Raw genomic sequence first — 24,341 nt, forward strand, 5'->3', positions numbered from 1 at the left:
GCCGCCGTTCAGCGCACGGCTTGGGCGGGAGCAGCGGCCGGGTCTTCCCGGTCGCCCGCCCGGTCCGCGCCGTCCGCCTCGGCCTCGGCCCGGCTGAGGGCCGCGTCGCGGGTGTCCGGCATGAAGACGTAGGCCACGAGGGAGACCAGCGCGCACCCGGAGACGTACCAGAAGAACATGGTCTCGTGGCCGCTGTCTTTGAACCAGAGCGCCACGTACTCCGCGGTCCCGCCGAAGAGCGCGTTGGCGATGGCGTACGGCAGGGCCACCCCCAGGGCGCGCACCCGGGTGGGGAACAGTTCCGCCTTGACCGCCGCGTTGATGGACGTGTAGCCGGTGATGACGACAAGGGCCAGCAGGGACAGGCCGAGCGCGGACCAGTACGAGGACGCCGACCCGAGCGCCGTCATGATCGGGTACGTGCCGACCGTGCAGCCCACCGCGAAGGTGATCAGCAGGGGGCGGCGGCCGATCCGGTCGGACAGCATCCCGGCGAAGGGCTGGAGTACGGCGAAGAGGGTCAACGCGGTGAAACTGACCAGGGTGGCGGTCGTCTTCTCCATGCCCGCGCTGCCGACCAGGTACTTGGTCAGGTAGGTGGTGTAGGTGTAGTAGGCCACGGTGCCGCCGAGGGTCAGGGCCATGACCAGGCCGGCCTGCCGCCGGTACTGCCACAGGGCCCTCAGCGTGCCGCGCGCACTCTCGTCGTGCGCCGCCCCGCCGGCACCCGCCTCCTCCCGGAAGGCGTCGGTCTCCTGGAGTCGGCGCCGCAGCCAGAAGACGACCACCGCGAAGAGCGCCCCGAGGACGAAGGGGATCCGCCAGCCCCAGGTCTCCAACTCGTCCGTGGTGAGCGTGTGCTGCAGGGTGATCAGGATGCCCAGGCCCAGCAGCTGCCCGCAGGTCATCGACACGTACTGGAAGGACGAGCCGAGGCCGCGCCGGTTGCGGGCGGAGGCCTCGGTCAGGTAGGTGGCGCTGGCGGCGTACTCGCCGCCGATGCTCATCCCCTGGAGCAGGCGTGCGAGAAGCAGCACCAGCGCGCCGAAGGAGCCGGCCTGACCGTAGGTCGGTGCGACGGCGATGAGCAGCGCGGCGACCGACATCATGGTGACGGTGAGCGTGAGCGCGCTCTTGCGTCCGTGACGGTCGGCGGCGCGGCCCAGGATCCAGCCGCCGACGGGGCGCATCAGGAAGCCGACCGCGAAGATGCCCGCGGTGTTCATCAACTGCGTGGTCGGGTTGTCGCCGGGGAAGAAGGAGTCGGCGAAGTAGATCGCGAAGCTGGCGTAGACGAACCAGTCGTACCACTCGACGAGGTTGCCGAGTGAGCCGCCGATCAGCGCGAGGCGGCGCGTGCGGCGCTCCTCGCCGGGCGGCGCGGCGGCGGTCGGGCCGGGGGTGTCTCCGGGCTGGGGGCCGGGTGCGACGGCGGACGGGGACATGGCGGCTCCAGAGGGAAATCCCTGACGGGAGAGGGGGCGGCCCCGCGGTCGGGGGAACGATCCAGAGCATGTGGCCGCCGTGATACCCGGACAAGCTCCGTCGCGCAGATCTAACGTTCCGCTAAGGAAGCAGCCCGTCGTGCCCGCTCCTCGGCGGTCACCCGCGGCCGCTCCCTCGGCCCCCGGGCGTGATCGTCGCGCCGCCGCACGCTCCCGGGGATCCGCGGCCGCCCGCTCGGTAGGATCGCCACCGCACCCGACGGAAGGCGATCATGACGGACAGTCCCCTCAGGCCCAGCTCGTTGATCAACACGGTCTACGGGGCGTTCCTGCGACGTCTGGGCGGCTGGATCTCCGTCGCCGACCTGCTGACCCTGATGGCGGAACTGGACGTCGAGGGCCCGGCCGCCCGCTCGGCGATCTCCCGGCTCAAGAAGAAGGGCGTCTTGGAACCGGAGCGCCGCGGTGCCCCCGGCTACCGGCTCAGCGCCGCCGCGCACCCCGTCTTCGACGAGGGCGACCGCCGCATCTTCGGCAGCCTGGAGCCGGCGAAGCTCAGCGACGGCTGGGCGATGGCCGTCTTCTCCGTGCCGGAATCCGAGCGCGCGTACCGCTACCAGCTGCGCACCCGCCTGATGTGGCTGGGCTTCGGGAACATCGCCCCCGGCGTGTGGCTGGCGCCGGCCCGCCTCCTCGGTGACGCCCGCGACATGCTCGTGCGGCGCGGACTCAGTGCGTACGTACACTTGTTCGCCGCCGACTACGCCGCTTTCAGCGACCTGCCCGGGACGGTCAGTTCGTGGTGGGACTTCCCCGCGATCGAGGAGCAGTACGCCGGTTTCACCGACGCCTACGCACCTGTCGTCGCGGACCTGTCGCACCGGTGCGACATCGGGGGCGCCGAGGCGTTCCGCCACTACGTGCCGATGCTCACGCGGTGGCGGCGGCTGCCCTACCTCGATCCCGGTCTGCCCGCCGAACTGCTCCCTGCCGACTGGAACGCGGTGGCCGCCCGCCAGGTCTTCCAGCGGCTGAACGACGTGCTGGCCGCCCCCGCCCTGCGGCACGTCCGGGAGGTCACCGGTCTGCCGGAGGCTACGACGCAGGACTGAGCACAGCGGTCCGGGCCCGGGCGGGCACCGCACGGTGCCGACCCGGGCCCGGACCCGGTGATCACTGATCAGTGATCAGGAGAGGTCGAACCGGTCGAGGTTCATCACCTTGTCCCACGCGGCGACGAAGTCCCGGGCGAACTTCTCCTTCGCGTCGTCGCTCGCGTAGACCTCCGCCAGCGCCCGCAGCTCCGAGTTGGAGCCGAAGACCAGGTCGGCGCGGGTGCCGGTCCACTTGACCTCGCCGGTCGTGGTGTCACGGCCCTCGAAGGTGTTCGCGTCCTGCGACGTCGCCTTCCACGTCGTCCCCAGGTCGAGGAGGTTGACGAAGAAGTCGTTGGTCAGCGAACCGGGCGTCGTGGTGAACACGCCGTGCCGCGACTGCTGGTGGTTGGCACCCAGCACGCGCAGGCCGCCGACGAGGACCGTCAGCTCGGGCGCGCTCAGGTTCAGCAGGTTCGCCCGGTCCAGCAGCAGGTACTCGGCCGGGAGCCGGTTGCCCTTGCCGAGGTAGTTGCGGAAACCGTCGGCGGCCGGCTCCAGGGCGGCGAAGGACTCCACGTCCGTCTGCTCCTGCGAGGCGTCCACGCGGCCCGGCGTGAAGGGCACCTGCAGGTCGAATCCGGCGTCCTTGGCGCCCTGTTCCACCGCTGCGGCGCCCGCCAGCACGATCAGGTCGGCGAGCGAGATCCGCTTGCCGCCGTCCTGGGCGGCGTTGAACGCCTCCTGGATGCCGGTCAGCACGCGCAGCACGCCCGCCAGCCGGTCCGGCTCGTTGACCTCCCAGCCGCTCTGCGGCTGCAGGCGGACGCGGGCGCCGTTGGCACCGCCGCGCTTGTCGCTGCCGCGGAAGGACGAGGCCGACGCCCACGCGGCGGACACCAGCTGGGACACCGACAGGTCCGAGGCGAGTACCTGCGCCTTGAGGGAAGCGACGTCCGCCGCGTCGACGAGCTCGTGGTCCACAGCGGGCAGCGGGTCCTGCCAGAGCAGCTCCTCGGTGGGCACCTCGGGGCCGAGGTAGCGCACGAGGGGGCCCATGTCGCGGTGGGTCAGCTTGAACCAAGCGCGGGCGAAGGCGTCCGCGAACGCGGCCGGGTCCTGCAGGAAGCGGCGCGAGATCTGCTCGTAGGCCGGGTCGAAGCGCAGCGACAGGTCGGTCGTCAGCATCGTCGGGGCGTGCGTCTTCGACGGGTCGTGGGCGTCGGGCACGGTGCCCGCGCCGGCGCCGTCCTTGGGCCGCCACTGGTGGGCGCCGGCGGGGCTCTTGAACTGCTCCCACTCGTAGCCGAAGAGGATCTCGAAGAAGCTGTTGTCCCACGTGATCGGGGTGTTGGTCCAGATGCCCTCCAGACCGCTGGTGATCGCGTCCCCGCCCTTGCCGGTGCCGTAGGTGCTGGCCCAGCCCAGGCCCTGCGCCTCGATCGGGGCGGCCTCGGGGTCGGCGCCGACGCTCTCGGCCGGGCCGGCGCCGTGGGTCTTGCCGAAGGTGTGGCCACCCGCGATCAGGGCCACCGTCTCCTCGTCGTTCATCGCCATCCGGCGGAACGTCTCACGGATGTCACGGGCCGCGGCGACCGGGTCCGGGTTGCCGTTCGGGCCTTCCGGGTTGACGTAGATCAGACCCATCTGGACGGCGCCGAGCGGGCTCTCCAGCTCGCGGTCACCGGTGTAGCGCTGGTCATCGAGCCAGGTGGTCTCGGGACCCCAGTACACGTCCTCGTCCGGCTCCCAGACGTCGGCGCGGCCGCCGCCGAAGCCGAAGGTCTCGAAGCCCATCTGCTCCAGTGCGACATTGCCGGTGAGGATCATGAGGTCGGCCCACGACAGGCTCTGGCCGTACTTCTTCTTGACCGGCCACAGCAGACGGCGGGCCTTGTCGAGGTTGCCGTTGTCCGGCCAGCTGTTGAGGGGCGCGAAACGCTGCTGGCCGGCGCCGGCGCCGCCGCGGCCGTCACTGATCCGGTAGGTGCCGGCGCTGTGCCACGCCATCCGGACCATGAACGGGCCGTAATGGCCGAAGTCGGCCGGCCACCAGTCCTGGGAGGTCGTCAGGACCTGCGCGATGTCCTGCTTCACCGCCGCCAGGTCCAGGGTCCGGAAGGCCGCGGCGTAGTCGAACTCTTCGCCCAGCGGGTTGGCCACCGCCGGATTCTTGGCCAGGATCTTCAGGTTCAGGCGTTCGGGCCACCACTGGCGGTTTCCGCCGCCCTGGGTGGGGTGCGCGGCGCGCTCGTGCGCGACGGGACAGCCGCCCCCGCCCTGCGCCTTCTCGTCCGTGACGATTGCATCGTGGTTCTCGGACATGGGAATCCTTCCGTACCAGGGGGATCGCGGTGCTCCGGACCGAATGCGGTCGAACAGGCGGGACACGGGGTCCCTGTGCACGGGGCTCGGCCTCGCCGGTCGACTCGACGCCGAGTGGTCACCGTCCCGTACTCCCGCCGCTCGGGAGTCTTCCTGCCTCTTGGCTATCAACGGAACCGATCCTACGATGGACGCAGTCCAAGTCAAGATGAACACCAAACCGCTATCCGATCGGATCCCGGAAGCCGGCCGGCGGGCCGCGGGCGCGCCGGACCTGAGGGGGGGGGAGTCGAGATGAGTGACCTGCTGGAGCGGCTGCGGGGGCGCGGCTGGCGGCTCACGTCCCAGCGGCGGGTCGTTGCCGAGGTCCTCGACGGCGAGCACGTGCACCTGACGGCCGACGAGGTGCATGCCCGCGCGGCCCGGCGGCTGCCGGAGATCTCCCGGGCCACCGTCTACAACGCCCTGGGCGAGCTGGTGGCGCTCGGAGAGGTCGTCGAGGTCACCACCGACGGCCGCGCGAAGCGCTACGACCCCAATGCGCACCGGCCGCACCAGCACCTGGTGTGCTCCGGCTGCGGGCTCATCCGCGACGTCCACCCGGACGGCGATCCGCTGGCCGCGCTGCCCGCGGCAGAACGCTTCGGGTTCGCCGTCTCCGAGGCCGAGATCACCTACCGAGGTCTGTGCCCGGCCTGTGCCCGGACCTGAGCGCCCCCGCGTTCCCGATTGACCCACGCCCGCCCGGGTAGGTGCCGTGCAGAACCGGCCGGTCGCAGAGGGCGGAGGCCGGCAGGACGATGGCACTGCACGAACCTGCGGACGTGGGAAGAGGTGGTCCCCTATGGCCCCGCCGGCGCACGGTGACCGATTCGCCGTGGACGTGCGGCCCGAGGGCGACGTTCTGGTCTTCACGCTCACCGGAGAGCTCGACCACGACACTGCGGAACCCCTGCGGGCCGCGCTCACCGCCGCCGTCGACGGCGGCGCACGCAGGCTGCTCGTGGACTTCTCGGGGGTCCGGTTCTGCGACTCCACCGGCCTGAACGTGCTCCTGCACAGTCGGCTCGCGCTTCAGGAGGACGGCGGCAGCATCGCCCTGTCCGGGCTGCGCCCACCCGTGGCTCGCATGTTCCGCATCACCGGTGCGGACGGGATCTTCCCCGTACACCCCGACGTGGCGCACGCGTTGGCCGAGCCGCGGCACGCGTGAGGGAGGAGCGCGTCATGGAGCCGCGGTCCCCCGACCGGAGGCGGGGCATCCTGCTGACGGGCATGACGGACGTCGTCACCCGTTGCCGTGACTTCACCCGTGACGCCCTCGTCGACTGGAAGTGGATGCCGGACGCCCGCGACGACGCGGAGGACGTCCTGCTGTTGGTGTCCGAGGTCGTCGCCAACGCCTGCCTGCACGCGGGCGGACCCCGCACACTCCTGCTGGTGTGCACGGACGACCTGCTGCGCGTCGAGGTCACCGACAGCGACCCCGCCGCCCCCGCGGCGCGCTCACGACCGGATCCGGCCCGGCCGGGCGGGTACGGGCTGCTCATCGTGGAGCGGATCGCCCGCCGCTGGGGCACGCTGCCCCTCGCGGACGGCAAGTGCGTGTGGGCCGAGATCGACTCGCCGCTGCGGTCCCCGGACGGTGCTCGGGGACCGCAGACCGTGTTGTGGTGACCGGCGGCCCGGTGGCCGGCGCCGCCCGGGCCGTGCCGTGGTCTCAGGGTGCGCCGTCGTCGCCGTCCTCGGGCGCCCCGGTGTCGTCGGGGTCTTCCAGCATCCCGGCCCGCAGCCGGTCCATGATCCGGCTCAGCAGCCTCGACACGTGCATCTGCGAGATGCCGAGGCGCTCGCCGATCTGCGACTGGGTGAGTTCCTCGCCGAAGCGCAGGCGCAGCACCAGCCGGTCGCGCTCACCCAGCGCGGTCAGCAGCGGCTTCAGCGTCTCCAGGTCCTCGATGCGCTCGTACGCCTCCTCCTCACTGCCCAGGGAACGTGGCAGCGCGCCGCCGTCCGCGTCCTGGCCGACGGAGGTGCTGAGGGATTCGGCGACGTAGCAGTTGGCGGCCTGCCGGCCCTCGGCCAGCGCGTCGTCGCTGACGCCGAGCTGTTCCGCGAGTTCGTGGTCGGTCGGCCGGCGGCCCAGGTCCTGCTCCATCGCGTCGCAGCATTTGGCCATGTCCAGGCGCAGCTCCTGCAGGCGCCGCGGCACCTTCACGGACCAGCTGGTGTCCCGGAAGAAGCGCTTCATCTCGCCCGTGACCGTCGGCACGGCGAAGGTGGCGAACTCGACCCCGCGCTCGACGTCGTACCGGTTGATGGCCTTGATCAGGCCGATGGTGCCGACCTGCACGATGTCTTCGAAGGGTTCGCTGCGGTTGCGGAAGCGCCGGGCCGCGTACCTCACCAGGCTGAGGTTCAGCTCCACCAGGGTGTTGCGGACGTAGGAGTACTCCGGCGTGCCCTCGTCCAGGGAGCGCAGACGGTGGAAGAGCGCCACGGACAGGCTCCTCGCGTCGTCGGTGCTGACGGCGAGGGGGTTATCCGGGATGTCGATGCCCTCCACCGGGGTCCCGGTATGGACAGGGTCCAGGGTGTTGCGGGACAGAGGGGTCATGAGCGTCCTCCGACGGGTCGGGGGGCTGCGCCGGAGCGCAGCGGGGCCGTCGTGGGTTTCCCGTCGGGTTATATACCCGATCGCGGCGACCTGACCCTTCCGGCGGCCTGCCCGCAGCCCCTGCCCGGCTCGATCGGGTGCGCCGGCCCGCCGACCGTCGCCAACCGGCCACACCCGACGCTTCAACGAGAAAATCCTCGACCGCGTACTACGCTGGTGGGTTGTTCGGCGACAGACCGGAACAAAAAGGGTGAAAAGCGTCTCCGCCGATGAACCGGACCACCTGCCGGAACGACACGCGAGGGCCGATGCCAGCCACACCCGAACGCTCTGAACTCGCTCTCCTCGACGACGGCGGCCCGTACGGCACCCCGGCCACGGGCACGGGACCGCACGAGGAGCCCGGCAAGTCCGCACGGTTCCGCGCCGGGCCCGCCGCCCCGCCCCGTACCCTCATCGACGTCTTCGAAGCCTCCGTACGGGCGTACCCCGACGAACCGGCCCTGGACGACGGCGTCACCCGCCTCAGCTACCGGGCCCTGGCCGCCGAGGTCGACCGCGGCCGCCGCGCCCTCGCCGACGCCGGGGTCGGCGGCGGGGACCGGGTGGGCGTACGCGTCCCGTCCGGTACCAACGAGCTGTACGTGGCGATCCTGGCCGTCCTCGCCGCGGGCGCCGCCTACGTGCCCGTCGATGCGGAGGACCCGGACGAAAGGGCCGACCTGGTCTTCGGCGAAGCCGGAGTGCGGGCGGTCGTGGGTGCCGGACGGCGCATCGACACCCTCCGTGCGCCCCGCCCCGGCGCCGGTGACCGCTCCGCGCGCCCCGGCCCCGGGCACGACGCGTGGATCATCTTCACCTCGGGCTCCACCGGAAGGCCCAAGGGCGTCGCCGTCACCCACCGCAGCGCCGCCGCCTTCGTCGACGCCGAAGCCGCACTGTTCCTCACCGAGGAACCACTCGGCCCCGGCGACCGGGTCATGGCCGGCCTGTCCGTCGCCTTCGACGCCTCCTGTGAGGAGATGTGGCTGGCCTGGCGCCACGGTGCCTGCCTCGTACCCGTCCCGCGCAGCCAGGTCCGCAGCGGCGCCGACCTCGGCCCCTGGCTGGTCGAGCAGGAGATCACCGTGGTCTCCACCGTGCCGACCCTGGCCTCCCTGTGGGAGCCCGAGGCCCTCGCCGAGGTCCGGCTGCTCGTCTTCGGCGGCGAGGCCTGTCCGCCCGAACTGACCCAGCGCCTGGTCACCGAGGGCCGCGAGGTGTGGAACACCTACGGTCCCACCGAAGCGACCGTCGTCGCCTGCGCCGCCCTCCTGACCGGCGGCGAACCCGTCCGCATCGGCCTCCCGCTCGACGGCTGGGAACTCGCCGTCGTCGACGGCTGCGGGGAACCGGTGCCCATGGGCGGCAGCGGTGAGCTCGTCATCGGCGGCGTTGGCCTGGCCCGCTACCTCGACCCCGACAAGGACGCCGAGAAGTACGCCCCCCTCCCGTCCCTGGGCTGGCAGCGCGCCTACCGCAGCGGCGATCTCGTCCGCGCGGAACCCGAAGGGCTCGTCTTCCTCGGCCGCGCGGATGAGCAGATCAAACTCGGCGGTCGCCGCATCGAACTCGGCGAGGTCGACGCCGCCCTCCAGGCCCTGCCGCACGTGGCCGGCGCCGCGGCCGCCGTCCGCACCGCGCGCAGCGGAAACCAGCTGCTGGTCGGCTACCTGGTCACCCAGGACGGCTGGGACCGCGCCGCAGCCGTCGAACGGCTGCGCGCAGAACTCCCCGCCGCCCTGGTACCCCTCCTCGCGCCCGTCACCGAACTGCCCACCCGCACCTCCGGCAAGGTGGACCGCGACGCGCTGCCCTGGCCGCTGCCCGACCTAGAGACCGCCGGCCCGGCCGAAGAGCTCCACGGCACCGAGGCCTGGCTCGCGGAGCAGTGGCGCGAAACCCTCGGCGCGCCCGTCACCGGCGCCGGCGACGACTTCTTCGCGATCGGCGGGAACAGCCTCGCCGCCGCCCGCCTCACCACCCGGCTGCGGACCCGCTATCCGAACGCGGCCGTGCTCGACATCTACCAGCAGCCCACCCTGCGCAGGCTGGCCCGCCGCTTGGAGAAGTCGGTGACCCACGAGGGCGCGATCCGCCCCGTCGCACCGGTCCCCCTCCACTCCCAGGCCCTCCAGTCGCTCCTGCTGCTCCCGCTGCTCACCGTCCTCGGCCTGCGCTGGACGGTCGCGCTGCTGGCGCTGGGCAACGTGCTGCACCGGTTCGGGCCCTACCCGTGGGCGCCGACCGCCTCCTGGTGGCTCGTCGCCGTCGGCGCCGTCCTGCTCTTCAGCCCTCCGGGCCGGCTGGCCGTCGCCGCCGGCGGCGCACGCCTGCTCCTGCGCAGGGTACGGCCCGGACGGTACCCGCGCGGCGGCAGCGTGCACCTCAGGCTCTGGACCGCCGAGCGCCTGGCCGAGTACGCGGGCGCGACCGCCCTGACCGGCTCCTGGCTCGAACGCTACGCGCGGGCCCTCGGTGCCAAGGTCGGTCCCGAGGTCGACCTGCACGCCCTGCCCCCCGTCACCGGCATGCTCAAGCTCGGCCGCGGCTGCGCCGTCGAGTCCGAGGTCGACCTCCGCGGACACTGGCTGGACGGGGACCAGCTGGAGATCGGGCCCGTCAAGGTCGGTGCCGGAGCGGTGGTCGGCACCCGCAGTGTGCTCTTCCCCGGGGCGCGCATCGGCAAGCGGGCCGAGGTGGCCCCGGGCTCCGCCGTCGCCGGGACCGTTCCGACCGGCCAGCGCTGGGCCGGAGCGCCCGCCGCCAAACTCGGCAGGGCCAAGCGGAACTGGCCTGACGGGCGCCCGCCGCGGGCCGTCCACTGGCGGGCCATGTACGGGATCACCGGCTTCGGCCTCACGGCGCTGCCGGTCCTCGCCACGGTGCCCGCCCTGCTGGTGCTGAGCAGCTTCGTGCCCGCGGACGCCGGACTCGCCGCGGCCCTGCGCGGAGCGCTGTGCGCCGTGGTGCCCGCGGCCCTCGCCTTCGGCCTCGCCTACGCACTGCTCCTACTGGCCGCCGTACGCCTGCTCAGCCTCGGCCTGCGCGCCGGGAACCATCCGACGCACAGCCGGATCGGCTGGCAGGCCTGGACGGTCACCCAACTGATGGACCTGGCCAGGGAGACCCTCTTCCCGCTCTACGCCGGGCTGATCACACCGGTCTGGCTGCGCCTGCTCGGCATGAAGATCGGCCGCGGCGCCGAGGTCTCCACCGTACTGGCGCTGCCGAGCCTCACCACGGTGGGCGAAGGCGCCTTCCTGGCCGACGACACCCTCACCGCCCCCTTCGAGCTGGGCGGCGGCTGGGTGCGGATCGGACACTCCGCGATCGGCCGCCGAGCCTTCCTGGGCAATTCCGGCATGGCCGCGCCCGGCCGCGCGGTGCCGGACGACGGCCTGGTCGGCGTGCTCTCCGCGGCACCGAAGAAGGCCAAGAAGGGCAGCTCGTACCTGGGCCTGCCGCCGGTCAGGCTGCCCCGTTCCAGCGCCGACACCGACCGCAGCCGGACCTACGACCCGCCGGCGCGCCTGCTGTGGGCGCGCGGCCTGGTGGAGCTGTGCCGTCTCGTCCCCGTGTTCTGTTCGGCCGCCCTGGCCGTACTGGCCGTGGCGGCGCTGAGCGCGCTGACCGCGTGGAGCGGCCTGGGTGTTTGGGGCGCCGTACTGCTCTCGGGCGCCGTTTTGCTGGCCGCCGGAACGGCCGCCTGCTGCGTTGCGGTCGGCGCGAAGTGGCTCCTGGTGGGCCGGCACCGGCCGGGAGAGCACCCGCTGTGGAGCGGCTTCGTGTGGCGCAACGAGCTCGCCGACACCTTCGTCGAGGTCCTGGCCGTCCCCTGGTTGGCCGGATCCGTGCCGGGCACTGCGCTGATGACCCTGTGGCTGCGGGGGCTCGGTGCCCGGATCGGCCGCGGCGTGTGGTGCGAGAGCTACTGGCTGCCCGAGAGCGACCTGGTCACACTGGGCGACGGGGTGAGCGTGAACCGGGGCTGCGTGCTGCAGACACACCTCTTCCACGACCGGATCTTGAGGACGGATACTGTGGTCCTCCGCGAGGGCGCCACTCTGGGCCCGGGCGGAATCGTCCTGCCCGGCAGTACGGTCGGGGCACGCAGCACCCTGGGTCCCGCCTCCCTGGTGATGGCCGGGGAGTCCGTCCCCGCCGACACCCGCTGGCTGGGCAACCCGATCGAGGCATGGCGGCCCTGAGGGGCGGTGGCGCCGGCCGGGCCGGGAGCGGCAGCAGGATCGGCAGGGGCACACCAGCACGGCGTACGAGCACGGCGCAGGGAGCGGATGCGGCAGTGAGCGGCCAGACCACAGCGGTATCGGATCCGTACTTTCCGGCCAACGGCGACTCCCGTTACCGTGTGCACCGGTACGAGCTCGCCCTGGACTACCGTCCCGGCCCCAATCGGCTGGCCGGCACCGGCCGCCTCAGCGCGATCGCCGGGCGTGCGCCGCTCACCGAGTTCCACCTGAACCTGGCCGATTTCAAGCTGGGCCGTGTCCTGGTCAACGGGCGGGCACCGCAGTACACCCATCGGGGCGGCAGGCTGCGCATCCGGCCGGCCAAGCCGCTGCCCGCCGGTGCCGCCTTCACCGTCGACGTGCACTGGTCGGGTAACCCCAAGCCGGTGCGCAGCCCGTGGGGCGGTCTCGGCTGGGAGGAGCTGACCGACGGCGCGCTCGTGGCCAGCCAGCCCGTGGGTGCCCCCTCCTGGTACCCGTGCAATGATCGCCCGGCCGACAAGGCCTCCTACCAGATCTCCGTCAACACACCGTCCGCCTACACCGTCGTGGCCGGCGGCCGCCTGCTCACCCGTACCACCAGGGCCAGCACCACCACTTGGGTCTACGAGCAGCCCGCGCCGACCTCCAGCTACCTGGTCGGCCTGTCCATCGGCATGTACCAGACGGTGCTCCTGGGCACCCCCGGACCCGGAGGCGTGACGCAGAGCGCCCATGTGCCCGCCCACCTGCTGCCTCGGTTCGCCCGCGACTTCGCCCGGCAGCCGGCCATGATGCAGCTGTTCGAGGAGCTCTTCGGCGCCTACCCCTTCGGCGAGTACGCGGTGGTGGTCGCCGACGAGGAACTGGACGTTCCGGTGGAAGCCCAGGGGCTCTCCCTCTTCGGGGCCAACCACCTGGACGGCGTACGCGGTTCGGAGCGCCTCATCGCCCACGAGCTCGCCCACCAGTGGTTCGGCAACAGCGTGACCATCGCCGACTGGCGCCACATCTGGCTCAACGAGGGCTTCGCGAAGTATGCAGAATGGCTCTGGTCAGAGCGCTCCGGCGGCCGGACCGCCCACGAGCAGGCGGCCGCCGCGCACCGGTCGCTGACCTCACGGCCCCAGGACCTCCGGCTGGTGGACCCCGGGCGGAAACTGATGTTCGACGACCGTCTGTACCAGCGCGGGGGCCTCGCGGTCCACGCCGTCCGGCGCGCCCTGGGGGAGGAGGCCTTCTTCCGCATGCTGCGGGACTGGGCCGCCGTGCACCGCCACGGCGTCGTCAGTACCGCCGCCTTCACCGCCCACGCCGCCCGCTACGCGTCCGATCCGCTGGACGACCTGTACTCGGCCTGGCTCTACGAGGCGCCGCTGCCGCCCCTGCCCGGGTAGTTTCCGGACGGTTTGCAGCGGTCCCGGTCCACCCGTTCTTGATGATCACGCTGGTCAGGGCCCTGTCCCAGGCGGCCGGAAGTGGACGGGGAGCGGCCGGGCGGCCCTTGCCCGGGGACTATGCGGCTGTCAGCATTCCAGCGCGCGCCCCGCGGAGGCCCGGGGACGGAGCAGATCCCGCAGCCTCCCTTTGCACGGTTCCGTCCGGTGAACAACGAGCCAGGAGTGCATTCCGTGATCCGATCGAAACTGCGTACGCTGCTGCTCAGTGGCGGCAGTGCGGCCGTCATGCTGGCCGCCGCCCTCGCCCCCGCCACCGCGTCCGCCTCACCCGCCCCCGAGGCCCGCCAGGCTACCGGCGCGGCCGCCGGCTTCTGGTCCTGTACCGTCCCGCCCGGCTACACCTACACGGCGACGACGAACACCCTGAGCTGCGGGGGCACCGGCTTCCGCACCTACTACCTGGTCCAGCCGCCCTCCGACGGCCTGTGGGCCTGCACCGTGGGCACCGGCTTCACCTACTCCGCCACCCAGAACACCCTCGACTGCTCGACGAGCGGCGGCTTCCGCACCAAGTACCTGCTGCGCACTCCGAAGACCGGTCTGTGGGCGTGCACCGTCCCGTCCGGTTTCACCTACACGAGCACGCAGAACACGCTCGACTGCTCGACGAGCGGCGGCTTCCGTACCAAGTACCTGCTGCGGGCCTTCTGACCCGGGCCCCGGTTCCCGGACGCCTGCCGGAGCGGAACCCCCGCTCCGGCAGGCGCTGCCCAACGGCCCGTCCCGCTGCCCGGCCGTTCCGCACGGCTTCGGCGCCCTGCCCCGGACCCCACCGGCTCGGGTTCAGGAGGATCCCGGCGCCGGGGTGAGCGTCGGGGACGCGGCGGGGGTGCCTGGGTCCACGCAGCTCAGAGACATGATCACCAGGGAATCGGCGCCGCGGCCCGGCTCCGGGGACGGGAGCACCGACAGGGCCGTCCAGTTCCCCTTCGTGAGGGTCAGCGTTCCGTCGCCCACGTCGGGGCCGGCCTGCCAGCCGTGCTCGGAACGGGCCCGCGCGAAGGCGGCCTGGAGAGCGGCGTCCACCGTCTCGGGGGCGTGCAGGCCCGTCAGCCGTTCGGCGCACCGGCCCGTGGAGCCCGAGGGCTCCCTGTCCACCGTGATGCCCTCCGCCGCCAGCGCCGACATCATCTCCGACACTGCGGCGTCCGCAGTCAGCGGGGGGCCCGAGAAGCGCGGGGGCAGCGGACCGAGGTCCCGCAGCGGCGCCCCGCACGCCGCGGCCGACGCCGTGACCGAAACCGCCATGGCCAGGGCCGCCAGAGCTGCGCGCCTGCGCTGCCGTCGCATGATGGTGTCCGTCCTCTCGGTTCGTTGCACGGCCGGCCAGTCTGCCACCCCGTCGATCTTGAGGCGGCACCGGCCGCGGGCGTACCGGTCACCGGCTTCAGCTTTGTCTCGTCCAGCGCTGGGACGCCTCGCCGCCGCAGGTCCTGGTCACGAGGCCGCTGCTCATGCCGAGGTCGAGGCAGCCGCCGCCGAGGTCGCTGCGGAGGCTGCCGTTCGCACCGGTACGCCACACCCGGCCGATGTCCTGGGCGCAGTCGCCGACGAAGACTGCCTGGCCGAGCCCGTTGGAGTAGAGGCAGCCCCCGCTCTGCTGGTTGACCAGTGTGAAACTTCCGTCCGATCGGCTCCGCACGGTCCAGCGGGCTGACCCGTTCGCGCAGTCGCCGAAGTCCGAGGCTCCGAAGACCTGGGTGATGCACGTGCTGTTGTTGCCGTTGCGGTAGCGGTAGGTCCCGGTGTCGGGCACGGAGGGCGGCTGGGCGGGGGCCGTGGCGGCCGCTGTCGGGGTGTTTCCGGCGGACGGGCGGGATCCGCCGCCGCTGCCCCCCGCGTTCGCCAGGCCTCCGGAGCCGCCCGATCCGGGCTGGGCGCCGCCGGCGGGAACCGTGCCCGGACCGTCACCGGTGCCGCCGGCCGCCGGCACCGGGGCTGCGCCGGTGCCCTCCTGTGCCTGCCCGGCAGCCCGACCGGGATCCTGGGCAGGAGGCTGCGTGGGCGGGGCCACACCGGACGGGGTGCCGCCGGCCACCGTCGCGGGATCGGCCGGGGCCGTCACCGGAGCCGTCGGGCCGTTGCGGGCCTCGGTCTGCGGCGCGGAGAGGTGCGGCAGGTACTGGACGGCGAGCGTCGTACCGCCGGAGACCACGACCACGGGAACGAGGGCGAGCAGGACGCGCGTGCGGCGGCGCCGCCCGGGCCGCTCGGGGGCGTCGGGGCCGGACCCGGCGGCGGGTGCGACCTTGGGCCCTGAGACCTCGGGCTCCGTTCCCCCTTCCGCCTTCGGCTCCTCCTGCGGGCCCGGCTTCCCGCCGCTGAGCGGGAGCGTCGCCACGTCTCCGTCCTGCACCTTCGCGGCGAAGGCGGCCCGCTCGGTGAGCCGCTCGTCGACGGCCACCGGCCACAGCGGCTGTGTGAACGGGCCCTTCCGACTCGCGTGCTCCAGGAGCTCCGCCGCCGCGGGGCGGTCGCCCGGATCCTTGGCGAGACAGGCCGCGACGAGTGCGGCGAGCTCTGGCTCACGGTCCCGCAGCGGCTCCAGGTCGGGCTCCTCGTGGACGATCCGGTACAGCACACCGTGCCCCGACTCGTCCCCGAAGGGCGGACGGCCGCACGCCGCGTACGCGAGCACCGAACCCAGTGCGAACACGTCGGCGGCGCCGCCCGGCTGCCGTTTCCCCGAGGCCTGCTCGGGTGACATGTAGGCGGGAGTGCCCACGACCATGCCGGTCCTGGTCAGCTGGCTCTGGTCGGCGGCCCGGGCGACACCGAAGTCGATGAGGGTCAGCCCGTCCAGGGTCAGCATGATGTTCGAGGGCTTGAGGTCGCGGTGCACCATGTCCAGCGCGTGCACCGCTGCCAGGCTCGCCGCCGCTTCCCGCAGCAGCAGCCACAACGCGTCCGCGGGCAGCGGTCTACCGTGCAGCGTGATGGCCTCCCGCAGGGTGATCCCGGGAAGGTACGCGGTGGCGAACCACGGCGGCCGCGCCGTGCGGTCGCCGGCGAGCAGCGGTGCGGTGGCGTCGGCCGGCAGCCGGGCGAGGTTGTCCAGCTCGTGCCCGAACCGGCGCAGGAAGTCCTCGTCCTCCCCGACGACGGAGGCCAGCAGCTGTTTGACCGCGACGTACCGGCCCTCGTGCACGCCGAGGTATACCCGTCCCATGCCGCCGGTCCCGAGTCGGCCCGCGAGCGGGATCGGTCCGATCCGCCGGGGATCCTCCGCCGCCAGCGGCTCGGCTCCGCTCCCCGCCAGGTCCCACACGTCGCCTGCCCTGCTTGGATCGAATACGGGTCCCGAGGAATCTATCCCGATCATCCGGCAAGAGCAACGAGCCTGTTGGGTAGTGGAGTTGAGGTTCTCAGTCGGCTGCCGCACAGGGGGTCGCGGATCCGGCGGACGGTCGCGGGAGGACGTTCGGGCGCCGTCGGGGGAGGGGTCCGCGACCGGGTTCGGCCGCACCCCGAATCATCGGGGCGGGGCGGCGCGGCGAGATCGTGAGAACCGTTACATTCATCCCTCAATTGCCCCTTTTGCGGCAATCATGGTTCGCGTTATCTGTCGTCTATGTGCCGCGCTGAGCGGCCCGCGTCGCCCGGGAACGGTCGGCGCCACTGGGAGTGACATGGGACGCGTGCGCGGCTGGACGGGCAACCGGCGGACGGCCCTGCCGATGATGGCGGGTGGAGCCGTCGTCCTCGGGCTGGGCGGCCTCTACGTCACGGGCCTCGTGGCCGGCGGTGACATCGCCCCGGGCACGAGCGTGCGCGGCGTCGACATCGGCGGGATGACCGCCGCGCAGGCCCGCCGGGCACTGGACCGGGAGCTCGGCCCCATCGCCGCCGCGCCCGTCGCGATGAAGATCGGCGACCGCGTCGAGAAGGCGGATCCGGCCGCGCTCGGACTGTCGCTCGACACGACCGCGACCGTCGACCGCGCCGTGCGCAAGGGCTACGACCCCGTCACCGTCATCGGCTCCCTCTTCGCCTCCGGCCGGCGCGACGTCGAACCGGTGGTCCGCGCGGACGAGCAGAAGGGCCGCGCCGCGGTCGACCGGATCGCCGAGGACACCGCCCGCACCCCCCGCGACGGCGCCATCGCCTTCGAGAAGGGCACGGCGAAGGCCGTCACCCCGCTCCCCGGCACCGCCCTCGTGGCGGACCGGGCTCTCGACACCCTTCGCGACGCCTACCTGCGGAAGGACCAGGCCCCGGTCGTGCTGCCGGTCGAGACCACCGAGCCGGCCGTCGGCGCCGAGGAGACCGGTCGGGCCCTGAGGCAGTTCGCCCAGCCCGCCATGTCGGGTCCCGTCGCGCTCACCGTCGCCGGCGAGCGCGTGTCCATCACCCCCGCCGTGCTCGGCGAGCACCTGAAGATGCGGCCCGACGCCCAGGGCCGCCTCGTGCCCGCGCTCGACTCCAAGGGGCTGCTGGCCGAACCCGCCGTGGCCCGCCCGATCGCGGAGGCCAGCCGGCCGCCGCTCGACGCGACGCCCCACGTCAACCCCGATGGCACCGTGGTCATGGCCCAGCAGAGCCGTGCCGGCCGGAAGGTCACCGAGGAGGCGCTCGGCAAGGCCGTGCTGCCGCTCCTGACCCGCACGGGCGCCGCCCGCAGCGGTGAGATCGCCACGGTCGCCGTGCAGCCCGAGCTGACCGGCGAGGAGGCGCGCCGGATCGGGATCAAGGAGAAGATCTCCTCCTTCACGGTCGAGTTCCCGGCCGCCCCGTACCGCAGCACCAACATCGGGCGCGCGGTGGAGCTCATCAACGGCTCCGTGGTCCAGCCCGGCAAGGAGTGGAGCTTCAACCGCACGGTCGGTGAGCGCACCAAGGAGAACGGCTTCGTCGACGGCATCATGATCAACGACGGCCAGTACGTGAAGTCGCCGGGCGGGGGCGTGTCCGCGGTCGCCACGACCATGTACAACGCCGTCTTCTTCGCGGGCCTCAAGCCCGTCGAGCACGGTGCGCACTCCTTCTACATCGAGCGTTATCCCGAGGGCCGCGAGGCCACCGTCGCGTGGGGCACCCTCGACCTGCGCTGGATCAACGACTCCGGGCACGCCGTCTACATACAGGCCGAGTCCACCGACACCTCGCTGACCATCACGCTCCTCGGGACCAAGAAGTACGACGAGATACGGGCCACCAAGGGGCCCCGCACCAACGTCACGCAGCCCGCGAAGCGCACCGGGAACGGCCCGGCCTGCGAGGTCCAGACCCCGCTGGAGGGCTTCGACGTGACCGTCGGCCGGGTCTTCGTCCAGGGCGGCAGGGAAGTCCGCAGCGAGGAGTTCAGGACCCACTACACTCCGCGCGACGAGGTCGTCTGCGCCCCGGAGGCGCCGGAGGGAGCCCTGGTCCCGACCGCCCCCGCCGCTCCGACGGCCCCCACCGCTCCCGGATCCGCGCGCACGGCGCAGGCCGACTCCGCCCCCGCCGGGACCTCCGGCGCCGCCGGCGCCCCCCGCGCGTCCTGAGCGGCGACCCGGGACGAGGGGTGACACTCCCGGCGCGCATTGTGCACGCCGGGAGCCATGGCGGCCCGGAAGTGCTACAACTGGGTTCGTGACCATTCCTCGCCGCCACCCGTGCCGGGCACGTCGGTGCGGTCACCTCTAGGCAACCGATTCAGAAGCGTCGCCGGCCAGGTATTCGTCCTCCAGGTGGCGATCGTGGTCCTGCTCGCAGCCGGGTCCCTGCTGGCCCTGGTGCTGCAGTCGCGCCACGACATCGACCGCGAGGCGCGCAACCGCTCGGTGTCCGTCGCCGAGACCTTCGCGCACCAGCTGGGCCTCCAGCCCGCGCTGAAGACGTCCGACCCCTCCGCGGTCCTGCAGCCCCTCGCCGAACAGACGCGCAAGGCCGCCGGGGTCGACTTCATCGTGGTGATGGACACCAACGGCATCCGCTACAGCCACCCGCAGCCGGACCGCATCGGGAAACGATTCGTCGGGACCATCGAGCCCTCGCTGCAGGGCAAGGTCCACACCGAGAGCGTGGACGGCCCCCTCGGCAAGGAGATCCAGGCGGTGGTCCCCGTCAAGGGACCCGACGGCGAGGTCGTCGCCCTGGTGTCCGCCGGCCTGACCGTCGAGAACGTCACCGGCGCCCTCGACCGCCAGCTCCCCGTCATCCTCCTGGCCATCGCCACCGGCCTGGCCCTGGCGACCGTCGGCACCTGGCTGATCAGCAGACGCCTGCGCCGCCAGACCCACGGGCTCGGCACGCAGGAGATGACCCGCATGTACGAGCACCACGATGCCGTGCTCCACGCCGTCCGCGAAGGGGTCCTGATCACCGACGGCGACGGGCAGCTACTGCTGGCCAACGACGAGGCCAAACGCCTCCTGGGCCTGCCCGAGGACGCCGAAGGCAGGCACATCGGTGACGTGCCCGGCCTGGAGCGCCGGATGGCGGACCTGCTGCTTTCCGGCCGCGAGGCCACCGACGAGGTGATCGGCTCCGGCGACCGCCTGCTCGTCGTGAACCAGCGGCCCACCCACCCCCGCGGCCGGCCCGAGGGCGCGGCGGCCACCATCCGCGACTCGACCGAGATGCAGATCCTGACCACCCGGGCCGAGACGGCCCGCAGGCGCCTCAAACTGCTGTACGACGCGGGCGGCGACGTCGGCACCTCCCTCGACGTGGTCCGCACGGCCGAGGAGCTCGCCGCCGTCGCCGTGCCCCGCTTCGCGGACTTCGTCACCGTCGACCTCGCCGACCAGGTCATCGACGGCGACGAGCCCGCCCCGGGCGCCGACATGCGCCGCACGGCGATCAGCGGCATCCGCTCCGACCACCCCCTCTACCCCGTCGGCCGGCTGATCGACTTCCTGCCGTCCACCCCGCAGGCCCGCGGCTACGGCACCGGCCGGGCGGAACTCGTCCCGGACCTGTCGCAGGCGCCCGGCTGGCAGGCCCAGGACCCGCCGCGGGCCCGCGCCATCGTCGACTACGGCATCCACTCGCTCATCGCGGCCCCCCTCATGGCCCGGGGCGTCGTCCTCGGTGTGGTCAACTTCTGGCGGTCGCAGAAGCAGGAGCCCTTCGACGAGGACGAACTGTCCCTCGCCGAGGAACTCGTCGCCCGCGCGGCGGTCAGCATGGACAACGCCCGCCGCTACACCCGCGAACACGCCCTCGCCGTGACGCTCCAGCGCAGCCTGCTGCCGCGCGCCCTGCCCGAGCAGAGCGCCATGGACGTCGCGCACTTCTATCTGCCCGCCCAGTCCGGGGTGGGCGGTGACTGGTTCGACGTCATCCCGCTGCCCGGCAGCCGCGTCGCCCTGGTCGTCGGAGACGTCGTCGGCCACGGCCTGCACGCCGCGGCCACCATGGGCCGGTTGCGCACCGCCGTGCACAACTTCTCCTCCCTCGATCTACCGCCCGACGAGATCCTCGCCCGCCTGGACGACCTCGTACAGCGCATCGACCACGACCACAACGGGGACGCCGACGACAGCGACGGCGGCGTGCTCGGGGCCACCTGCCTGTACGCCGTCTACGACCCGGTGTCGCAGCGCTGCACGATGGCCCGTGCGGGGCACCTGCCGCCGCTCGTGGTGGCCCCCGACGGCAGGACGCAGATCGTCGAGCTGCCCGCGGGCCCCCCGCTGGGCCTGGGCGGCATGCCGTTCGAGACCGCGGAGCTGGAGCTGACCGAAGGCAGCCAGCTGGTCCTCTACACCGACGGCCTGGTGGAGGAGCGGACCCGGGACATCGGCGAGGGCCTCGAACTGCTCCGGGCGGCGCTCAGCCATCCCGACCGGGATCCCCATGACAGCTGCCGGGCCGTGCTCGACATGATGCTCCCCGCCCGGCCGACCGACGACGTGGCGTTGCTCATCGCCCGGACCCGGACCCTCGGGCCCGACCGGGTCGCCCAATGGGACGTGGCCTTCGAACCGAGCGCCGTCGGAGCGATGCGCAGCGTCGCCGCCAAGAAGCTGGAGGAATGGGACCTGACGGAACTCGGCTTCGCGGCGGAACTGATCCTCAGCGAGCTCATCACGAACGCCCTGCGGCACGGGAGCGGGCCCGTGCGGGTGCGGCTCCTGCGCGACCACAACCTGACCTGTGAGGTGTGGGACGGCAGCAGCACCGCGCCCCACCTGCGGTACGCCGCCACCACGGACGAGGGAGGCCGCGGACTGTTCCTGGTCGCCCAGCTCAGCGAGCACTGGGGCACCCGCTACACCCCCGAGGGGAAGGTCATCTGGGCGGAACTGGCCCTGCCGGGCACCGCGGGCGGCGGCGAGGCCGTCCTGACGGCCTTCCTGGACGTGGACCCCCTCTGACCGTGCCGCGGCCGGGGCTCACCGGGCGCCCCCCTGGTTCGTGCCGATACGGGCCGTGAGCAGGGCGATGTCGTCGTCGGCGGACGCCGGGACGAGGTGCGCGATCAGCGAGTCGCAGAGGTGGTCGAGCGGTTGCAGGGGCTCGGTGAGGAGACCGGTGAGCTCGCCGAGGCGCTCGTCGATGTCACGGTTGCGGGCTTCGATCAGCCCGTCCGTGTACAGGACGAGGAGGCTCCCCGGCGGGAGCGTGACCTCGGTCGTGGTGAAGGTGACCCCGCCGACGCCCAGCGGGGCCCCGGGCGGGGACCTGACCAGGTAGACGGTGCCGTCGGGCTCGGCCACGGCGGGCGGCGGGTGACCGGCCCGGGTAATCGTGCAGTGCCCGGTGGCCGGGTCGCAGACCACGTACAGAAAGGTCGCGAGCATCGGCTCCGCCAGATCGGCGAGGGTCGCCTCCAGCTGGTGGAGCAGCGCCGTCGGCGGCATGTCGAGGCGGGCGAGGGCGCGGACGGTCGCGGACAGGCGCCCCATCACCGCCGCGGCCGCGATGCCGTGCCCCATCACGTCGCCCATGAGCAGGCCGGCCCTGCCCCCGGCCAGGGGGACGACGTCGTACCAGTCCCCGCCGACCTCGTTGACGTCACTGGCCGGCAGGTATCGGTGGGCGATCTCGATGCCCGGGGGCGGCGTCACGTGCTGGGGCAGCATGCTGCGCTGCAGGACGACCGCCGTTTCGTGCTCGTGGTGGTAGAGGCGGGCGTTGTCGATGCTGATGGCGGCCCGCGCGGCGAGTTCGCCGGCGAGCGCGACGTCGTCGGATCCGAAGGACTCGAAGGGCCGGGTGCGGTAGAAGGAGGCCACACCGAGCACGAGACCGCGCGCGATGAGCGGAACCTTCAGGAACGAGTGCACGCCCGTCTCGACCAGCTGCGCGGGCTTGGGGCTGTGCCGGCCGGCGGTCGCGACGGCCATCGCGTCGAGGTGGGCTACCAGGAAGGGCTGGCGGGCCGCGAGTGCCTGGGTGTACGGCGCGGTCGCCGGGAAGGTGAGTGTCCGGCCCAGCGGAGCGAGGATCCGGGTGACCGCGGTCCCGGCCAGCGGGGCCTTGCCGAGCCGTCGCAGCGCGACGCCCCCGGTCAGCCCCATGCCCGGTTCGTTGCCCTGAGCGAGCGAGTCCAGCACGTCCACCGTGACGGCGCTGGCGAGGTGCGGGACGGCGAGGTCGGCCAGCTCCTGCGCGGTGCGTTCGAGGTCGAGGCTGGCGCCGATCCGGGAACTGGCCTCGGTGAGCAGGGCGAGTCGGCGCCGCCCGGCCTCGGCCTCGGTGTGGTCGCGCTGCTGCGTGGTGATGTCGAGCAGGGAGGCGATCACGCCGATCGGCCGGCCGCCGGGGTCCTCCACCCGCACGTACGAGCAGGCCCACACGTGGTCGTGGTCCGGGTCGGCGGGGGTGCGGCCGCTGCGCCGGCGGTTGAGGACCGGTTCGCCGGTCTCCAGTACCTGGCGCATGGCCGTTTCCATCTCGCCCCCGTTCACCTCCGGCAGCAGCTCGGCGAGCCGCCGGCCCACGTGGGCGGACTCCGGCAGGCCGTTCATCGCCTCCAGCGCCGCATTGACCTGGAGGAAGCGCAACTGGGTGTCGAGGACGGCGATCCCGACGGGCGAGCGGGCGAACAGACCGTCCCACACCGCGGAGGCCCCCCGGATCCGGCGCGCCGCATGCGCGTCCGCGGCGAACACCAGCACGGCCGAGGCACCGTGGCGGCGGTCGGGAACGGGGCAGGCCCAGATCTCCAGTTCCAGCGGGTGACCGTCCCGGTGCCAGGCGGTGACCGTCCCCATCACCCCGTGACCGGTGGCGGCCGTCTCCCAGAGCGAACGGCCCAGGCTGCGGTCGGCGCCGGGGTGGAGGAGGTCCGCGATGTGCCGTCCGAGCACCTGGGGCGGGTCGTAGCCCAGCAGCTCCTGCGCGCCGTGGTTCCAGCGCACGATCGTTCCGTCGCCGCTGGTGGCCATGAGCGCCACCGGGAGGGTGCCCAGCCACCCGCCGGCGTCCTGGGCGGCGCTGCTGACCAGGTCCTGCAGCGGCATCTCCTCATGCATCCCGCACCCGCTCCTTCCGGGCGGACCCGGCTTCGCCGCGCGGCGGCTCCGGGGCGAGGCGCAGCCCGCGCCGGCCGCTCGCCCGGTGCGCGCCGCGGCCGCGCTCGATCCCGTTCATCACCTTCATCCTCGCCCCGGGCGGGCGCAGGCGCTCCCCGGCCGCCGCACTCGGGTGCGCTCTCCACGCTGCGGTTTCCGGGGCGTGCGCCGGCCGCCGGTGGCCCTCCCGCACCCGCGTTCATCCGGTCGGCCGAGCACAGCGGGCCACCCGCGCCACGCCGGGCCACGCTGTGGACAAGGACCGACCGACACCACCGCACAGACGAGGACCGCACCATGTCCCACAGGCGACGTATCGGCATCATCGCGGGGGCCGCAGCGCTGCTGCTCGGCGGCACCGCTTGCTCGGGTCTGGGGCGGAGCACCGTCGGCCAGCTCAGCTTCCGCGGCCACGACTCGCCGGTCGAGATCAGCTACTCCAACACCCTCGTCACGGGCTGCCACCGGATCGCCATCCCCGACGGGGCCACCCACGTCGAGAACAACACCCTCGTCGACGTCATCCTCTACCAGAACTTCGACTGCAAGCAGTCCGACGAGCCGAACAACGAGATCTACGTGGCGACGACGCTCTCGAACGTCACGGCCCCCCGGACCCGTCCCTGGCGGAGCTTCAGCGTGGTCCACTGACGCGTACACCCGGCCGCGGCGGCGGCGACG

At 72.9% G+C, this 24,341-nt stretch carries 17 protein-coding genes; 10 read left to right on the forward strand and 7 right to left on the reverse strand.

All coding sequences use genetic code 11. The features are described from left to right. Positions 1-8: 8 nt before the first annotated feature. Complete coding sequence (locus R4Z63_RS31540) at positions 9-1,445, reverse strand: MFS transporter (RefSeq protein ID WP_384453825.1); 1,437 nt, start codon at positions 1,443-1,445, stop codon at positions 9-11. Positions 1,446-1,717: 272 nt separating this feature from the next. On the opposite strand from R4Z63_RS31540, the gene R4Z63_RS31545 reads away from it, so the two are divergent. Next, positions 1,718-2,557, forward strand: a complete 840-nt coding sequence (locus tag R4Z63_RS31545; protein WP_384453828.1) for a PaaX family transcriptional regulator — start codon at positions 1,718-1,720, stop codon at positions 2,555-2,557. A 75-nt stretch (positions 2,558-2,632) separates the two neighbouring features. Here the strand turns inward: R4Z63_RS31545 and katG are convergent, their stop codons facing one another. Continuing rightward, positions 2,633-4,864 carry a catalase/peroxidase HPI gene (gene katG, locus R4Z63_RS31550; RefSeq protein ID WP_384446587.1) on the reverse strand — a complete coding sequence of 744 codons (2,232 nt, stop codon included), beginning with the start codon at positions 4,862-4,864 and terminating at the stop codon, positions 2,633-2,635. A 294-nt stretch (positions 4,865-5,158) separates the two neighbouring features. Between katG and R4Z63_RS31555 the strand changes: the two genes are divergently transcribed. The 3 genes from R4Z63_RS31555 (at position 5,159) to R4Z63_RS31565 (ending at position 6,541) form a co-directional block, all read left to right on the forward strand. Beyond that, entirely contained in the window at positions 5,159-5,575 is a 417-nt protein-coding gene (locus tag R4Z63_RS31555) for a Fur family transcriptional regulator (protein ID WP_384446585.1), read from the forward strand. Positions 5,576-5,708: 133 nt separating this feature from the next. Beyond that, positions 5,709-6,077: an STAS domain-containing protein gene (locus R4Z63_RS31560; protein WP_384446583.1), complete on the forward strand. Its 369-nt coding sequence runs from the start codon at positions 5,709-5,711 to the stop codon at positions 6,075-6,077. A gap of 14 nt (positions 6,078-6,091) precedes the next feature. Further along, positions 6,092-6,541 carry an ATP-binding protein gene (locus R4Z63_RS31565; protein WP_384446581.1) on the forward strand — a complete coding sequence of 150 codons (450 nt, stop codon included), beginning with the start codon at positions 6,092-6,094 and terminating at the stop codon, positions 6,539-6,541. 43 nt (positions 6,542-6,584) lie between these two features. Here the strand turns inward: R4Z63_RS31565 and R4Z63_RS31570 are convergent, their stop codons facing one another. Beyond that, positions 6,585-7,481, reverse strand: a complete 897-nt coding sequence (locus R4Z63_RS31570; protein ID WP_384446579.1) for a SigB/SigF/SigG family RNA polymerase sigma factor — start codon at positions 7,479-7,481, stop codon at positions 6,585-6,587. A gap of 308 nt (positions 7,482-7,789) precedes the next feature. Here R4Z63_RS31570 and R4Z63_RS31575 point away from each other — a divergent pair, with 308 nt between their 5' ends. The 3 genes from R4Z63_RS31575 to R4Z63_RS31585 all read left to right on the forward strand — a co-directional run bounded on the left by R4Z63_RS31575 (position 7,790) and on the right by R4Z63_RS31585 (position 13,863). Continuing rightward, positions 7,790-11,731 carry a Pls/PosA family non-ribosomal peptide synthetase gene (locus R4Z63_RS31575; RefSeq protein WP_384446577.1) on the forward strand — a complete coding sequence of 1,314 codons (3,942 nt, stop codon included), beginning with the start codon at positions 7,790-7,792 and terminating at the stop codon, positions 11,729-11,731. Next, on the forward strand, positions 11,719-13,149 hold the full coding sequence (locus R4Z63_RS31580; RefSeq protein ID WP_384446575.1) for a M1 family metallopeptidase: 1,431 nt from the start codon (positions 11,719-11,721) through the stop codon (positions 13,147-13,149). Before R4Z63_RS31575 ends, R4Z63_RS31580 begins: the two co-directional genes overlap by 13 nt. A 234-nt stretch (positions 13,150-13,383) precedes the next feature. Further along, positions 13,384-13,863, forward strand: a complete 480-nt coding sequence (locus tag R4Z63_RS31585; RefSeq protein WP_384446573.1) for a hypothetical protein — start codon at positions 13,384-13,386, stop codon at positions 13,861-13,863. Positions 13,864-13,995: 132 nt separating this feature from the next. Here the strand turns inward: R4Z63_RS31585 and R4Z63_RS31590 are convergent, their stop codons facing one another. Next, entirely contained in the window at positions 13,996-14,532 is a 537-nt protein-coding gene (locus R4Z63_RS31590; RefSeq protein WP_384446571.1) for a hypothetical protein, read from the reverse strand. A gap of 67 nt (positions 14,533-14,599) precedes the next feature. Beyond that, complete coding sequence (locus tag R4Z63_RS31595) at positions 14,600-16,480, reverse strand: serine/threonine-protein kinase (RefSeq protein ID WP_491522617.1); 1,881 nt, start codon at positions 16,478-16,480, stop codon at positions 14,600-14,602. Between the two features lie 361 nt (positions 16,481-16,841). Here R4Z63_RS31595 and R4Z63_RS31600 point away from each other — a divergent pair, with 361 nt between their 5' ends. Beyond that, the gene (locus R4Z63_RS31600; RefSeq protein ID WP_384446567.1) at positions 16,842-18,698 is read left to right on the forward strand and encodes a VanW family protein; all 1,857 of its coding nucleotides are present in this window, start codon (positions 16,842-16,844) and stop codon (positions 18,696-18,698) included. 186 nt (positions 18,699-18,884) lie between these two features. Next, entirely contained in the window at positions 18,885-21,518 is a 2,634-nt protein-coding gene (locus tag R4Z63_RS31605; protein WP_384446565.1) for a SpoIIE family protein phosphatase, read from the forward strand. 18 nt (positions 21,519-21,536) lie between these two features. Here the strand turns inward: R4Z63_RS31605 and R4Z63_RS31610 are convergent, their stop codons facing one another. Both R4Z63_RS31610 and R4Z63_RS31615 read right to left on the reverse strand, forming a co-directional pair. Next, positions 21,537-23,621 carry a SpoIIE family protein phosphatase gene (locus tag R4Z63_RS31610; protein WP_384446563.1) on the reverse strand — a complete coding sequence of 695 codons (2,085 nt, stop codon included), beginning with the start codon at positions 23,619-23,621 and terminating at the stop codon, positions 21,537-21,539. Then, positions 23,614-23,739 carry a hypothetical protein gene (locus R4Z63_RS31615; RefSeq protein WP_384446561.1) on the reverse strand — a complete coding sequence of 42 codons (126 nt, stop codon included), beginning with the start codon at positions 23,737-23,739 and terminating at the stop codon, positions 23,614-23,616. Before R4Z63_RS31615 ends, R4Z63_RS31610 begins: the two co-directional genes overlap by 8 nt. A gap of 218 nt (positions 23,740-23,957) precedes the next feature. Here R4Z63_RS31615 and R4Z63_RS31620 point away from each other — a divergent pair, with 218 nt between their 5' ends. Beyond that, complete coding sequence (locus R4Z63_RS31620) at positions 23,958-24,311, forward strand: hypothetical protein (protein WP_037917427.1); 354 nt, start codon at positions 23,958-23,960, stop codon at positions 24,309-24,311. The last annotated feature ends 30 nt before the right edge of the window (positions 24,312-24,341 follow it).

The organism is Streptomyces sp. PL-29 (assembly GCF_058344425.1).

Excerpts from the sequence above, each read along its gene's own strand:
- R4Z63_RS31560 (WP_384446583.1), top strand. The coding sequence starts at position 5,709 with ATGGCCCCGCCGGCGCACGGTGACCGATTCGCCGTGGACGTGCGGCCC.
- R4Z63_RS31570 (WP_384446579.1), bottom strand. The coding sequence starts at position 7,481 with ATGACCCCTCTGTCCCGCAACACCCTGGACCCTGTCCATACCGGGACC.
- R4Z63_RS31555 (WP_384446585.1), top strand. The coding sequence starts at position 5,159 with ATGAGTGACCTGCTGGAGCGGCTGCGGGGGCGCGGCTGGCGGCTCACG.
- R4Z63_RS31545 (WP_384453828.1), top strand. The coding sequence starts at position 1,718 with ATGACGGACAGTCCCCTCAGGCCCAGCTCGTTGATCAACACGGTCTAC.
- R4Z63_RS31600 (WP_384446567.1), top strand. The coding sequence starts at position 16,842 with ATGGGACGCGTGCGCGGCTGGACGGGCAACCGGCGGACGGCCCTGCCG.
- R4Z63_RS31565 (WP_384446581.1), top strand. The coding sequence starts at position 6,092 with ATGGAGCCGCGGTCCCCCGACCGGAGGCGGGGCATCCTGCTGACGGGC.
- R4Z63_RS31620 (WP_037917427.1), top strand. The coding sequence starts at position 23,958 with ATGTCCCACAGGCGACGTATCGGCATCATCGCGGGGGCCGCAGCGCTG.
- R4Z63_RS31575 (WP_384446577.1), top strand. The coding sequence starts at position 7,790 with ATGCCAGCCACACCCGAACGCTCTGAACTCGCTCTCCTCGACGACGGC.
- R4Z63_RS31610 (WP_384446563.1), bottom strand. The coding sequence starts at position 23,621 with ATGCATGAGGAGATGCCGCTGCAGGACCTGGTCAGCAGCGCCGCCCAG.
- katG (WP_384446587.1), bottom strand. The coding sequence starts at position 4,864 with ATGTCCGAGAACCACGATGCAATCGTCACGGACGAGAAGGCGCAGGGC.
- R4Z63_RS31580 (WP_384446575.1), top strand. The coding sequence starts at position 11,719 with ATGGCGGCCCTGAGGGGCGGTGGCGCCGGCCGGGCCGGGAGCGGCAGC.
- R4Z63_RS31615 (WP_384446561.1), bottom strand. The coding sequence starts at position 23,739 with ATGAACGGGATCGAGCGCGGCCGCGGCGCGCACCGGGCGAGCGGCCGG.
- R4Z63_RS31540 (WP_384453825.1), bottom strand. The coding sequence starts at position 1,445 with ATGTCCCCGTCCGCCGTCGCACCCGGCCCCCAGCCCGGAGACACCCCC.